The organism is Rhizobium sp. NLR16a, assembly GCF_017948245.1.
Classification (GTDB): Bacteria; Pseudomonadota; Alphaproteobacteria; order Rhizobiales; family Rhizobiaceae; genus Rhizobium.
On sequence record NZ_CP072868.1, the window covers coordinates 331,145 to 345,516 of the forward strand.

Sequence of the window (14,372 nt, forward strand, 5' to 3'; positions counted from 1 at the left end):
TGAAAGATCGCGACGCGCCTTAAGCTGACCCCCGCGGATGGACAGATGTCGAAGGGTATTATCGCAAATTCGGTGATGAATGCGGCGGCAGGCATGCTGCTGCTGCTGACGGGTTTCGTCTCCTCGATCATCACCGCGCGCCTGCTTGGGCCGGAAGCCAACGGCATCGTCGCCTTCTCGCTATGGCTGGTGATGACGGGCGCCTCGATCGCCGAGCTCGGCTCCAGCATCACGCTGCTGAAGACCCTGCCGCAGCTTTCGGCGGAGGGCTATGACGCGCGCCGCCGGCGAGGCTTTGCCGCCATCCTCGTCAGCTTCATGATGTTTTCGACGGTGCTGCTGCTGGCGCTCTACGCCCTGTTCTTCCTGACCTCCGAGGAGATGCACTGGGCGAAAACCGCGCCTTCCGTCGCGCTCGTCACCGGAGTGCTGTTTTTCGTCCAGGCGATCGGGTCTTTCGTCAAATTCTACCTGATCGGCGAAAAGAGGCTAGGCAGCTTCTTCAAACTGACCGTCGCCGTCTCTACCTTGCAGCTCGCCGGTGTCGCCGCCGGCGCCGTCCTCTACGGAGTCGAAGGCGTTCTCGTCGGTTATGCGCTCGGCCAGCTCGTGCTGTTTTTCGCCACACTGCCGATCCTTCTTGCACGGCGCGACTGGTGCGGGGTTTCACTCAAGTATCTCGCCTCCTCCTCCATCATCCTGTCGATCCAATTCATCATCGATTCCATTTTCCTCAACCGGCTCGAACTGCTCTTCCTGCAGCAGTTCTGGTCGGTGGAAATGGTCGGCTATTATGCCGTCGGTCTGTCGATCGCCAACATCGCGCTGCAACTGCCGATCCAGATGACCGGCAGCCTGCTGCCCTATTATTCCGAACGGCGGCACAGCAGCGACGATTCGACCTTGCCGGTCGAGGTCTTCGCCGCCGTCACCCGCAGCATGGCCTATATCGTGCTGCCGATGAGCCTCGGGCTGGCCGCGATCTCCAGCGAACTGGTGCTCGTGGTGTTCGGGGAAGCCTTCCGCCGCAGCGGCACGGTGGTCGCGCTGCTCGCGCTCGTCGCTCCCGCCTACACATTCATGCAGATCCTCAGCCTCTATCTGCTGTCAATGGACAAGGCCCGCTCCCGCCTCAACATCAGTGTGATCGGTGGCCTGCTCATGGTAGGGGGTTGTTTACTGATCGTACCTAGGCTCGCCGCCGAGGGGGCCGCAATCGTACGCATTCTCGTGTTCGTTGCGATGTCGGTGATGATGATCAGACAGACAGGATTCGGGTCCCAGCTTTCGGGTCTCTACGCAAGCCTGACGAAGGTGACGCTCGCCTCCGTCTTGTGCGCCTGCGCGGCGATTTCAGTGCTGGAATTCGTCCATGGCCCGATCGGCCTTATCTCCGCGATCATCGCCGGCACGCTCGCACATTTCGCCGCACTCCGCGTGCTGCGTGCCGTGCCCCTTGAGGATGTCGAGGTGATGCGTTCCATTGTCGAAAAGATGCCGTCGGTGCTGCGGCGGCCGGTGGGTCGCGTGATCGACTTCATTGCGCCGGGGCGCCCCGGCGATCCCGATCGCGCCAAGGTCGCGCCTGGCGAACTTTCGCTCGAACCGGCCGAAGGTGCCGGCCGCAACGCCGCCCTGCCCGTTGTCTTCGATGGCACGATCGGGCTGTTCATGCCGGAAAATCCTGAAGCCGGGAAGCGCTCGGCTGCGGTGCTCTTCGTCAGCCCCTGGGGCTTCGAGGAAATGTGCAGCCGCAAGTTCTTCCGCGTCGCGGCCGAACATTTCTCCGATATCGGCGTACCCAGCCTGCGCTTCGATTACCGCGGCACCGGCGATGCGCTCGATTTCGGAGCGCTGCCGGCAAGGCTGGAAACCTGGGAAAACTCGATCCGCGCGGCGGCCGCCAAGCTGAAATCGCTGACCGGCTGCGACCGCATCATCCTGATCGGCCAAGGTCTCGGCGCGACCCTTGCCCAGCGCATCGGCTCCTCGATCGAGGGCGTCGACAGCCTCGTCATGCTGGCACCAGTGCTAAGCGGCCGCGCCTATATGCGTGAACTCAACATGTGGTCGAAGATCATCGACGCCGATCTCGGCCTCGGCCAGCAGCACGTGCAGGCTGCAAAGGTGCAGATCGCCGGGCTTGTCATGCCGGAAGAGATCGCCGCCGAGCTCGGCAAGCTCAACATCGCCGCGCCGCAGGGCCTGGCGGCGCCACGCTACCTGATCCTCGAACGCCCCGTCAGGGCCGAGGATACCGGATTTGCCGATGCGCTGCAGGCGCTTGGCGCCAATGTCGAGCAGAAAGTGTTCGACGGCTATGACGAGCTCGTCACCAATCCGCTCTTCGCCAAGACACCCATGGCCGTCGTCGAGCTTCTGACGGCTTGGCTGAAGACAGCGACCGCGGAGACATCCGCCGCTCATTCGCCGGCAGCGATCGAAACCACGCCGCTTGCCGGCGAAGGTTTCCTGGAAACGCCGGTGCGTTTCGGAAGTCACGATCATCTGGTCGGTGTCGTCAGCCGGCCGCTCGGCGAGATCAAGGGCAATGCCGTGCTCTTCCTGTCGACCGCCTATGACCGGCATGCCGGCTGGGGGCGGACGACGGTAGACATGGCGCGCGAACTCGCCCGGCAGGGCGTCGTGTCGCTGCGCTTCGATTCCGCCAATGTCGGCGACAGCCCGCCGCGGCCGGATGCGCCGGAGCAGGTGCTTTATTCGATGACACAGACCGACGATGCGATCGCCGCGCTCGATCTGCTCGAAAGCATCGTTGCCGGCCCCGTCATGGTCGCCGGCCGGTGCAGCGGCGGCTATGTCGCCTTCCGCGCCGGCGTCGCCGACGAGCGGCTGAAGGCGGTCGTTTCGATCAATCCCTTCGTCTATTACTGGGATCCGAAGGTGCCGGTGCGCCGCGAGCATGTCGTCTCCGTCCCCCGCAGCCTCGACGATTACGGCCAGCGTCTGGCGCGGCTCGACACGCTGAAGCGGCTGCTGCGCGGGCAGGTGGACGTGGTGTCGGCGCTGCGCAATATCGTCATCGCCGGCGGCCGGCGGCTGTCGCCCTTTGTCGCGCCGTTGCTCGAACTGCTTCCCGACCGGCGCCATATCGCCCGCGAGGTCCGGCAGTCCTTTGCGCTGTTCGGCAAGCGCAAGGTGCCGCTGACGCTGATCTACAGCGAAGGCGACGTCGGCCTCGACCATGTCTATTTCCACTTCGGCCCGCGCGGCGCCAGGCTTTCCCGCTATCCGAACGTGCGGCTGCTGATGCTGCCGGATGCGGACCACAATCTGACGCCGCCGCAATCGCGCAAATTCGTACTCGACGAGATCGTTCGTCTCGCGAGAGCGTAAGCGGGGATCAGAGGCTTTCCGCGGCAGCGATATCGAGCGATCTGTAGAGATCGATGTAGCGCCCGGCGACGATATCCCAGGAATAGCCGCGAGCGGCGTCGAGGAGCTGCGAGCGAACGGCGTCCTGTCGGCCCGCAAGGTCGTCATAGGCTGATTCCATGGCGGCCGCGGCGGTCTGCGGACGGGTGAAATCGGCAAGCCTGATGACGGGATGCCGGCCGGCGAGCGTTTGAAAGGCATCGTTGGCGTTCAGCACCGGCAACAGGCCGGCGCTCATCGCCTCCAGCGCGACCAGCCCGAAACCTTCATATTCCGAGGCGGATGCGAAGAGCGAGGCTGCGATGATGATGCGGCGGATGGCATCATTGTCTGGCGACACATGCAGGGTGACGCGGCCGGTCAGGTCCCGGCTTTCGATCTCACCTTCAATATCCACCCGATTACGGTCGGATTCGGCCCCAACGATGTCGAGATGCCATTCCGGATCGCGGCCCTTCAGGACAGCCATCACGTCAAGCAGATGGTCCAGCCGCTTGTTCACCGAAAACCGGCCGATGGTGACGATGCGACGCCTTGCCAGGCGTGAGGCGGTGTCGGCGAACTTGCCGATATCGGCGCCGTTCTCGATCAGCACGCTATCCGGCACAATCTCGGAAAACTGCCTAAGATCGGAGGCGCTGCAGCAGACCACGCGGCAATAGGCCCTCGCCGAGGCGCGGGTCAGAGTGCGGAACCATATCTTCTTGATCGCCGCGTATTTCCGAGTGTGGAAGAAACCGCCATGGGTGGTGACGATCATCGGCTTGCCGTGCAGCATCCGGCCCCAGGCGAGCGCATCGAAGAAGAAGTCGATGGCATGGACGTGCACGAGATCGGCGTCGCCGAGATGACGAAAAACCTGCGGCGCCAACGGATAACGGCTGCTGCCGGACCACGGGATGCGCACCACCTCGATGCCGTCGATATTCTCGCAAGCCGGCAGCTTATCTTCAGGCGCGGTGAACAGCGAGTTCAGCGTGACGACGCGGACACGATAGCCACGCCGGCGGGTCTGGCGGCTGAGATTGGCGACGACGTCTTCCAGGCCGCCGCGATTGGGCAGGAACTGGCGCACGACATGGACGATCAGCGGAGCCGATTGCGGCTGCGGATTCTCGCGCCCCCTATCTGCCTGGACGATCGCCATTTTCCACCTATCGCTGCGCGTGCCAAACGCGTGTTGGCGCGGATTTATAGCAACGACCAGATATCTCCGACGTTAAGGCGTGGTTTCAGCAACGTCCTGCGGAAGCGATTCTTCGCGAAAAGGGTTAATCGTGTCTGACGGGCGTTCAGAAGGCTTTGAAGGTGAGCGTTGTCAGCGACCGGACGATGCCTGGAATATTGGCGATATTGTCATTGATGAACTTGCCGATATCCTGACCTTCCTCGATATAGATCTTCAACAGCAGGTCGTAATCGCCGCTTGTGGAATAGAGCTCCGAGACCAGCTCGGTCTGGTAGATGGCGTCGGCGACCTCATAGGTCTTGCCGGGGGCGCATTGGAGCTGGACGAAGATCGGCTTCATGGAAATTTCCTGCAAAGTTGTTTGGCCCGCATAATGGTCGAAAGCGCCATGCCGATGCAAGCCGTTCCTCACACGTTCGGTCCGGCCATCGCCTCCGCGACGATCCAGCCGCGAAAGGCGGCAAGCGGCGCATAATCGGCGCGCTCGCTGGGACAGGCGAGATAATACCGCTCCCGGCTCTCCATCTCCCGGTCGACGGCGGCGACGAGATCGCCGCGCCTGAGTTCTTCCTGCATCAGGAATGTCGGCAACAGGGCGACACCGAGACCGGCGGTCGCCGCTTGCGCTGCGGTGGCGAACTGATCGAAGAGCATGCCGTGCACGCTTTCGAACGAAACACCATTACCGGCGAACCATTGTTCCCAGGCATCGGGGCGCGTCGTCAGATGCAGAAGCGGAACGGCAAGCAGATCCTCTGGCCGCGAAATCCTGTGCTGTTTCAGAAAATCGGGACTGCAGGCCGGCACCGTACGCTCCGACATCAGCAAGGTCAGTTCCGCGCCGGGCCAGTGCGAGTGGCCGAAATGGATCGCGGCGTCGATTGAATCGAGCCGGAAATCGAAAGGTGAAAGCCGGGTCGCCAGATTGATGGTCACGCCGGGATTGGCGCTGAGAAAGCGGCCCAGGCGCGGCGCCAGCCAGCGCGTGCCGAAGGTCGGCAGGATGGCGAGATTGAGCGTGCCGCCATGCGGATTGGCGCGCAGGTTCAACGAGGCGCTCGAGATCCGGCGCAGCGCCTCGCGAATCTCGCGGGCATAACTGTCGCCGGCCAGCGTCAGCCGCATGGTCTGGCGCTCACGCAGGAAGAGCTCGACTCCGAGTTGTTCCTCCAGCGCGCTGACCTGGCGGCTGACGGCGCTCTGTGTCAGGTCGAGTTCGCGCGCCGCCGCCGTGACGCTGCCTGTGCGGGCAACCGCCTCGAAGGCGGCGAGATGTGAAATCGACGGCAGAAAACGTCTTGAAGCGAGCATGATCATTCCGTTTCAGAATGAGCTATTTCCAAAATGTCGATATTTCCGCCTTTGCGCTGCTTGTAAAGAGTTTCATCCTGCAAAATCGGAATGAGCCGGAGCCTCAGATGCCGCAAACCTTCGTTTCCACAGACCGTATCCGTTCGCTCTTCACCGAGGCGATGTCGCAGATGTACCGGACGGAGGTTCCGCAATACGGCGCGCTGATCGAGCTGGTGGCGGATGTGAATGCCGGCTACCTCGAAAGCAATCCGGATCTGCGCGAACGCTTGGCCCGCGCCGGCGAGCTTGATCGCATCGATGTCGAGCGCCACGGCGCCATCCGGCTCGGAACGGCGGAAGAGCTTTTCACCATCCGCCGGCTGTTTGCCGTCATGGGCATGCAGGCGGTCGGTTATTACGACCTTTCGGTGGCCGGCGTGCCGGTTCATTCCACTTGCTTCCGGCCGATCGACGAGGCGGCGCTCAACATCAATCCGTTCCGCGTCTTCACCTCGCTGCTGCGCCTGGAGCTGATCGAGGACGAAGGTCTGCGTCGTGAAGCCGAGGCAATTCTCGCCAAGCGGCGCATCTATACGCCGGGCGCCATCGCGCTGATCGAGCGTCATGAGCAGAAGGGTGGCCTGACCGAGGCGGAAGCGACCGAATTTGTCGCTGAGGCGCTTGAAACCTTCCGCTGGCACGGCGAAGCGACCGTCAGCGCTGAAACCTACAAGCGCCTGCACGACGCGCATCGGCTGATTGCCGACGTCGTCAGCTTCAAGGGGCCGCACATCAACCACCTGACGCCGCGCACGCTCGATATCGATGCGGTGCAGGCCCGCATGCCGGAACGCGGCATCACTCCGAAGGCAGTCATCGAAGGGCCGCCGCGCCGGCAGTGCGATATCCTGCTGCGGCAGACGAGCTTCAAGGCGCTCGAGGAGACGATCGTCTTCTCAGGTGATGAGGGTGCGGTCCAGGGCACGCATACCGCCCGCTTCGGCGAGATCGAACAGCGCGGCGTGGCTTTGACGGCCAAAGGCCGGGCGCTCTACGACCAGCTGCTCGCTTCGGTTCGCGGTGAAGTGCAGGTCGGCGCCGGCGGCGCCAAGGCGGGCGCCTACGACCAGGAACTGGCCGAGCGCTTCAAGGCGTTGCCGGACAGCTGGGATGAGCTGCGCAGCCAGGATCTCGCCTTCTTCCATTATTCCGCCACGCCCGCGGGCATTGCCGCCGCGATCGCCGGGACCTTGCCGCGCGATCCCGAAGCGCTTCTCGCCAAGGGCTATCTCGCCTTCGCGCCGATCGTCTATGAAGACTTCCTGCCCGTCAGCGCGGCCGGCATCTTCCAGTCGAATCTCGGCACCGACCAGCAGCAGAATTATGCGACGCGCTCGAACCGCGACGCCTTCGAGACTGCACTCGGAGCGACGGTTCAGGATGAACTGGCGCTTTATGCAGAGCGGCAGGCCGCATCGCTGGAGACGGCGATGGGGGCGCTCGGGCTCGCGGCCCTGCAGCTGAGGACCGTTGCGTGAAATCGCCGCTTCAACACCTGTCCTTATGCGCTAGAGTACTCCGGTTTCATCCGATCGGGGTGTGCCATGCTGAATGATCCGCGCTCCCATGGCCTCTGGGAAAAGACCGCAGGCGTACCGCCGGCGACCTCGCCTCTCCAAGGCGCGGTATCGGCCGACGTCGTCATCGTCGGTGGCGGCTATACCGGTCTTTCCGCCGCCTTGCATCTTGCCGAGGCCGGGTCGAAGGTGGTTCTGCTGGAGGCGAAGGAGATCGGCTTCGGCGGTGCGGGGCGCAATGTCGGTCTGATCAATGCCGGCATGTGGGTGATGCCCAACGACCTGCCGGGCGTGCTCGGCCCAGTTCACGGCGAACGCCTGCTCGAGTTGCTCGGGAATGCGCCGAAGCTCGTCATGGAACTGATCGACAAGCACGCGATCGCCTGCGAACTCGAGCGTAACGGCACGCTGCACTGCGCCGTCGGCGCGGACGGGTTGAAGGAGATCGAGGCGCGCGCGCTGCAATGGTCCGCGCGTGGCGCGCCCGTGAAAGTGCTCGATGCGGCAGAAACGGCCAAACGCATCGGCAGTGATGCCTATGCCGGGGCGCTGCTCGATCTTCGCGCCGGAACACTACAGCCGCTTGCCTATGCGCGCGGCCTCGCCCATGCCGCCGTCAAGGCGGGCGTCACCATCCATACGTCGAGCCCCGTCATCGCAACCGAGCGTCGCGGCAGTCTCTGGACCGTGAACACGGAAAGCGGCGAAGCCAGCGCGGACTGGATCATCGTCGCCACCGATGCCTACAGCACCGGCCCCTTCGAGCAGGTGCGCAACGAGCAGGTCTATCTGCCCTATTTCAATTTCGCCACCGTGCCGCTCGGCCACAATCTGCGTCGGTCGATCCTGCCGGGGCGGGAAGGCGCATGGGACACCAAGGACATTCTCTCCTCCTTCCGCATGGATCAGGCTGGACGCCTCGTTTTCGGCAGCGTCGGCGCGCTGCGCAATACCGGGCTTGCGGTGCATAAGGGCTGGGCCAAGCGCGCCCTGAAGCGGCTCTTTCCCATGATCGGCGATGTCGAATTCGAATGCGAATGGTATGGCCAGATCGGCATGACCGACAATGCGCTGCCGCGCTTCCACAAATTCGCCCCGAATGTTATCGGCTTTTCAGGCTATAATGGCCGCGGCATAGCCCCCGGCACGGTCTTCGGCCGCACATTGGCTGAACATATTCTCGGCCGGCTTGCCGAGGCCGATCTGCCGCTGCCGCTGACGTCACCCACAGAGCCGAGCTTCCGTGCGCTCAAGGAACTATGGTACGAAGCCGGCGCTCAGGTCGCCCATTTCGCCGATGCCCGCTTCTGAGAACCGACAAGCGCTTCTGAGAACAATAAGATTGGAAACACGACAATGACCATCGCCGTCCTCGATCTCGCCACCGAAACCGCCAAGCTGCTCGCCGAACTCGGCGTCGACGCCGGCCGCTATCAGGGCGGCACGCTGTCTGTCTCCTCGCCGGTCACCGGCAAGGAAATCGGCAAGCTCAAAGAACATTCCGTTTCCGAAACGAAAGCGGCGATCGAAGAGGCGCACAAGGCTTTCCTCGAATGGCGTTCCGTGCCGGCGCCGAAGCGCGGCGAGTTGATCCGCCTGCTCGGCGAGGAGCTGCGCAGCGCCAAGACGGCGCTCGGCCGTCTTGTCTCGATCGAAGTCGGCAAGATCACCTCCGAAGGCCTCGGCGAGGTTCAGGAGATGATCGACATCTGCGATTTCGCCGTCGGTCTGTCGCGTCAGCTCTATGGCCTGACGATCGCTACCGAGCGCTCCGAACACCGGATGATGGAAAGCTGGCACCCGCTCGGCGCGATCGGCATCATTTCCGCCTTCAACTTCCCGGTCGCCGTCTGGTCTTGGAATGCGGCGCTGGCGATGGTCTGCGGCAATTCCACGGTCTGGAAACCGTCGGAAAAGACACCGTTGACCGCGCTTGCCGTGCAGGCGCTGTTCGAAAAGGCGCTGAAGCGCTTCGTCGCCGAAGGCGGCAAGGCGCCCGCCAATCTGTCGACCCTGATCATCGGCGGCCGTGAGGTCGGCGAGGTGCTGGTCGACCATCCGAAGATCCCGCTCGTTTCCGCCACCGGCTCGACGGCGATGGGCCGCGCCGTCGGTCCGCGCCTGTCGCAGCGTTTTGCCCGGGCTATTCTCGAACTCGGAGGCAACAATGCCGCCATCGTCTGCCCGAGCGCCGATCTCGACCTGACGCTGCGCGGCGTCGCCTTCTCCGCCATGGGAACGGCCGGCCAGCGCTGCACGACGCTGCGCCGTCTCTTCGTCCATGAAAGCGTCTACGACCAGCTTGTGCCGCGCTTGCAGAAGGCCTACGGCTCCGTCACCATCGGCAATCCGCTCGAAACAGGCACACTTGTGGGACCGCTGATCGACGGCCAGGCCTTCGAGAAGATGCAGGCAGCCCTTGGCGAGGCGGCATCGGCCGGCGGCAAGGTGACCGGCGGCGAACGCGTCGACAATGGTTCGGCCGATGCCTTCTACGTTCGCCCGGCGCTCGTCGAAATGCCCGATCAGACCGGTCCGGTCGAGCACGAGACCTTCGCGCCCATTCTCTATGTGATGAAATACAGCGATTTCGACACGGTGCTGGCGCTCCACAATGCCGTGCCGCAGGGGTTGTCGTCGTCGATCTTCACCAACGACATGCGCGAGGCGGAAACCTTCGTCTCCGCGCGGGGCTCGGATTGCGGCATTGCCAACGTCAACCTCGGGCCTTCGGGCGCCGAAATCGGCGGTGCCTTCGGCGGTGAAAAGGAGACCGGCGGCGGACGCGAATCCGGCTCCGATGCCTGGAAGGCCTATATGCGCCGCGCCACTAACACGATCAATTACGGCAGCACGCTGCCGCTTGCGCAGGGCGTCAAATTCGACGTCGAATAGCCATTGTTGCGAGAAGGCGACGCCGAGCGTCGCCTTCTTTGGCTCGATCGATATTTATTCCGACGCGATCTGCAATATCAGGTCAAGATATTGTGATGCTTTTTTCTCGGCGAAGAAACTTGAAATAGACAGTCAAGAAAAATATACGCCTCTTACCCGCAGGGTGACATTACCAATGGAGGCCATCATGACTATTGCTTTTAACCGTTTTTCCCACGTGCTGGCGCTCGCCGCGTCGTTCCTCTCCGCCACCGCGCTCGCAGGCAGCGCCAATGCGCAGGATGAGGGTCTGGTCGTATACAATGCGCAGCACGAAAGCCTGGGCCGCGAATGGATCGATGCCTTCACCAAGGAGACCGGCATCAAGGTCAGCATGCGCCAGGGCGGCGACATGCAGTTCGCCAATCAGATCATTCAGGAAGGCGACGCATCCCCGGCGGACGTTTTCCTGACTGAGAATTCGCCGGCCATGACGCTGGTCGACGGCGCCGGGCTCTTCGCCCCGGTCGAAAAGGAGACGCTGGATCGGGTCCCGGAGCAGTATCGTCCGGCCGACGGCATGTGGACCGGCATTGCCGCCCGCACGACGGTTTTTGCCTATGATAAGACCAAGCTCAGCGAAGACAAGTTGCCGAAGTCGCTGCTCGACCTCGCCGATCCCGCCTGGAAGGGCCGCTGGGGTGCAGCGCCGGCCGGCGCCGACTTCCAGGCTATCGTCGCTGCCCTGCTGCAGTTGAAGGGCGAAGACGCCACCAAGGCATGGCTGAAGGGTCTCAAAGACAATGCGACGCCCTATAAGGGCAACAGCGTTGCCATGAAGGCGGTCAATTCAGGTGAAGTCGAAGGCGCTGTCATCTATCACTACTACTGGTTCGGCGACCAGGCGAAGACGGGCGAGAACAGCAAGAATGTCGGCATGCATTACTTCAAGAACCAGGATCCGGGCGCTTTCATCAGCGTGTCGGGCGGCGGCGTCCTGAAGTCCACGCAGCACATGAAGGAAGCGCAGGCTTTCCTGAAATTCGTCACCAGCAAGGCGGGCCAGGCGATTCTCAAGAACGGCACCTCCTATGAATATGCCGTCGGCAAGGATTCCCTTTCCAACGACAAGCTCGTTCCGCTTGCCGATCTCAATGCGCCGAAGGTCGAAGCCTCGACGCTGGACAGCAAGAAGGTCGTGGAACTGATGACGGCGGCAGGTCTGATCTAGGCTTTCTGCGTTTCGCAGCACTCAAGCGGGGAATGCTTCGGGCTTTCTGCCGCAGGCCTGCAGTAGCCAAAACTATTGCTTTTGGCTCAAGAAAACCTTAGGGCATGACGGGATCGGGCAACTGTCTTTCCAAGGCGGTTGCCTTCCTTTTTCAGCGTATGAAGGCATCGGCCTTGCTGCAGGACAACAGATTTTTCGTAGCCGGCAACAGGGCGCCGGTCGCGCCGAAGGCCGCGCAAATGCTATTGCCGCGCCGGCGCATGCCGCACGCGCCGGTGATGCTTCTCGCGACCGTCATCGCGATCTTCAGTCTCGTGCCGCTCGGCTTCATCGGCTGGATCACTTACGATGTCGGCTGGGAAACGGTGAAAACGCTCGTCTTCCGGCCACGTGTCGGCGAACTCCTCATCAATACGGTTCTCCTGGAATCGGTGACCATTCCGCTGTCGATCGCGCTGGCCGTGACGCTTGCCTGGCTGACCGAACGAACGGATATTCCGTTCGCCAGACTCTGGGCCTGGCTGGCAGTCGCGCCGCTCGCAGTGCCAGCCTTCGTGCACAGCTACGCCTGGGTCAGCCTCATTCCCGGCATGCGCGGCCTTGAGAGCGGCGTCTTCGTTTCTGTTGTCGCCTACTATCCATTCCTTTATCTGCCGGTCGCCGCAGCGCTGCGCCGTCTCGATCCGGCCATCGAAGATACCGCCGCCTCCCTTGGCCTCGATCCCTGGCGCGTCTTCTTCCGCACCGTGCTGCCGCAGTTGAGGTTTGCCATTTGCGGCGGCTCGCTGCTGATTGCGCTGCATCTGCTGTCGGAATACGGCCTGTTCGTCATGATCCGGTTCGATACTTTCGCAACCGCGATCGTCGACCAGTTCCAATCCTCCTACAACAGCCCGGCCTCCAACATGCTCGGCGGCGTGCTCGTCGCCTGCTGCCTTTTCCTGCTCGGTCTCGAAGTGCTGCTGCGCGGCAACGAACGTTATGCCCGCGTCGGCCCCGGCTCGCCGCGTCCGGCCGATCGCCGGCGTCTTGGCTGGTTCGTGGTGCCGGCCATCCTGCTGCCTGTCGTCCTGGCGGTGCTGGCGCTCGGCGTGCCGTTGATGACGCTCGGCCGCTGGCTCTATCTCGGCGGCAGCGAGATCTGGCGCATCGAGGTCGGCACTGCTTTCCTGCAGACGATGGCGCTCGCTCTTGCCGGCGGCGTGCTGGCGACGGTTGCCGCAGCCCCCATGGCCTGGCTTTCCGTGCGCGCGCCCGGCCGCTTCCAGCGCGTGCTCGAAGCCTGCCACTATTATGTCGGCTCGCTGCCTGGCGTCGTCGTGGCGCTGGCGCTGGTGACGATCACCGTGCGTCTCGTGCTGCCGCTCTATCAGACTTTCGCAACGCTGCTCGTCGCCTATGTGATGCTTTTCCTGCCCCGCGCCATGGTCGGCTTACGCGCCAGCATCGCTCAGGCGCCAGTGGAGCTGGAGCGCGCCGCGATGGGCCTCGGCCGCACCCCCGGTCAGGCAGTGCGGCAGATCACCATGCGGCTTGCCGCACCGGGAGCCGCTGCCAGCGTCGCCTTGACCGCACTTGGCATTACCAATGAACTCACGGCGACGCTGATGCTCTCGCCCAGCGGCGTCGACACTCTGGCGACGAAATTCTGGTCGCTGACGAGCGAGATCGATTACGTTTCGGCCGCCCCTTACGCCTGCATGATGGTCGTGCTGTCGCTGCCGCTCACCCTGACGCTTTATACGCAATCGAAACGGACGGCCGGCCAATGACGCTGCTTACGATCGAAAACATCAGCAAGCGCTACGGGCCCGTCCAGGCGCTGACGGATATTTCGCTCGATGTCCAGGCCGGCAGCCGCACCGCCGTCATCGGGCCATCCGGCTCGGGCAAGACGACGCTGCTGCGCATCATCGCCGGCTTCGAGCTGGCCGACACCGGCAGGGTGACCCTGGACGGCGACGTGTTGGCCGATGGCCCCGCGGCGATGCCGGCTCACAAGCGGGGCATCGGCATCGTCTCGCAGGATGGCGCGCTGTTTCCACACTTGAGCGTGGCTGAAAATATCGGCTTCGGCTTCGAACGGAGTGCTGCCGATCGTGAGCGGCGCATCGCCGAACTGCTCGATATGGTCGAGCTCGACCGCGGCATGCTGGCGCGCCGCCCGCACCAGCTTTCCGGCGGTCAGCAGCAGCGCGTGGCGCTCGCCCGCGCGCTCGGCCGCAAGCCGCGGCTGATGCTGCTCGACGAACCATTCTCGGCGCTCGACACCGGCTTGCGTGAAAACATGCGCAAGGCTGTCGCGCGCGTGCTGCAGGCGGCCGGCATTACCGCCGTTCTCGTGACGCACGATCAGGAAGAGGCACTGAGTTTTGCCGATCAGGTCGCGGTCCTGAGGGAAGGGCGGCTGATCCAGGCGGGAACGCCGCAAACCCTGTATCTGCATCCCAGGGACCGCGAGACGGCACTGTTCCTCGGCGATGCCGTACTGCTTCCGGCCATCATCCGCAACGGCCTTGCCGACTGCGCCCTCGGCCATGTCGCCGTCGAAGGCAGCCGCCAGGGCAAGGCGGAAATCATGCTGCGGCCCGAGCAGATCCGCGTCATTGCCGATGAAAGCGATCGCGACTACGGCGGACGGGTTGTCGAGGTGGAATTCGGTGGCGCGGTCTGCACGGTCGCCGTCTCGCTCGATGGCGTTGCCCTGCCGCCGATCCGGATCAAGACCTCGAGTGTCGCCCTTCCCTCGCCAGGCGATCTCGTTCGCCTGGATATATCGGGCAAGGCGCACGTTTTCGAGCGCTGAGATAAT

The 14,372-nt window shown here is 63.4% G+C and carries 10 protein-coding genes; 7 read left to right on the top strand and 3 right to left on the bottom strand.

The window, feature by feature from the left end; translation table 11 throughout:
• The first annotated feature begins 45 nt into the window (after positions 1 to 45).
• Positions 46 to 3,357, top strand: coding sequence for an alpha/beta fold hydrolase (locus tag J7U39_RS26310; protein ID WP_210632725.1), 3,312 nt, complete (start codon positions 46 to 48; stop codon positions 3,355 to 3,357).
• 7 nt (positions 3,358 to 3,364) lie between these two features.
• Here J7U39_RS26310 and J7U39_RS26315 read toward each other — a convergent pair whose 3' ends face one another.
• The 3 genes from J7U39_RS26315 to J7U39_RS26325 all read right to left on the bottom strand — a co-directional run bounded on the left by J7U39_RS26315 (position 3,365) and on the right by J7U39_RS26325 (position 5,902).
• Positions 3,365 to 4,543: a glycosyltransferase family 4 protein gene (locus tag J7U39_RS26315; RefSeq protein ID WP_210632726.1), complete on the bottom strand. Its 1,179-nt coding sequence runs from the start codon at positions 4,541 to 4,543 to the stop codon at positions 3,365 to 3,367.
• 145 nt (positions 4,544 to 4,688) lie between these two features.
• The gene (locus J7U39_RS26320) at positions 4,689 to 4,925 is read right to left on the bottom strand and encodes an Lrp/AsnC ligand binding domain-containing protein (RefSeq protein WP_075225001.1); all 237 of its coding nucleotides are present in this window, start codon (positions 4,923 to 4,925) and stop codon (positions 4,689 to 4,691) included.
• Between the two features lie 68 nt (positions 4,926 to 4,993).
• Positions 4,994 to 5,902: a LysR family transcriptional regulator gene (locus J7U39_RS26325; protein WP_210632727.1), complete on the bottom strand. Its 909-nt coding sequence runs from the start codon at positions 5,900 to 5,902 to the stop codon at positions 4,994 to 4,996.
• Between the two features lie 101 nt (positions 5,903 to 6,003).
• Here J7U39_RS26325 and J7U39_RS26330 point away from each other — a divergent pair, with 101 nt between their 5' ends.
• The 6 genes from J7U39_RS26330 to J7U39_RS26355 all read left to right on the top strand — a co-directional run bounded on the left by J7U39_RS26330 (position 6,004) and on the right by J7U39_RS26355 (position 14,366).
• Complete coding sequence (locus J7U39_RS26330; RefSeq protein ID WP_210632728.1) at positions 6,004 to 7,416, top strand: VOC family protein; 1,413 nt, start codon at positions 6,004 to 6,006, stop codon at positions 7,414 to 7,416.
• Positions 7,417 to 7,482: 66 nt separating this feature from the next.
• Positions 7,483 to 8,766 (top strand): FAD-binding oxidoreductase, encoded by a 1,284-nt coding sequence (locus tag J7U39_RS26335; RefSeq protein ID WP_210632729.1) that lies wholly within the window; start codon positions 7,483 to 7,485, stop codon positions 8,764 to 8,766.
• Between the two features lie 45 nt (positions 8,767 to 8,811).
• Complete coding sequence (locus J7U39_RS26340) at positions 8,812 to 10,350, top strand: aldehyde dehydrogenase family protein (protein WP_210632730.1); 1,539 nt, start codon at positions 8,812 to 8,814, stop codon at positions 10,348 to 10,350.
• Positions 10,351 to 10,537: 187 nt separating this feature from the next.
• Positions 10,538 to 11,560 (top strand): iron ABC transporter substrate-binding protein, encoded by a 1,023-nt coding sequence (locus J7U39_RS26345; protein WP_210632731.1) that lies wholly within the window; start codon positions 10,538 to 10,540, stop codon positions 11,558 to 11,560.
• A gap of 104 nt (positions 11,561 to 11,664) precedes the next feature.
• The gene (locus tag J7U39_RS26350) at positions 11,665 to 13,332 is read left to right on the top strand and encodes an iron ABC transporter permease (protein WP_210632732.1); all 1,668 of its coding nucleotides are present in this window, start codon (positions 11,665 to 11,667) and stop codon (positions 13,330 to 13,332) included.
• Positions 13,329 to 14,366: an ABC transporter ATP-binding protein gene (locus J7U39_RS26355; protein ID WP_210632733.1), complete on the top strand. Its 1,038-nt coding sequence runs from the start codon at positions 13,329 to 13,331 to the stop codon at positions 14,364 to 14,366. Before J7U39_RS26350 ends, J7U39_RS26355 begins: the two co-directional genes overlap by 4 nt.
• Positions 14,367 to 14,372: the final 6 nt, after the last annotated feature.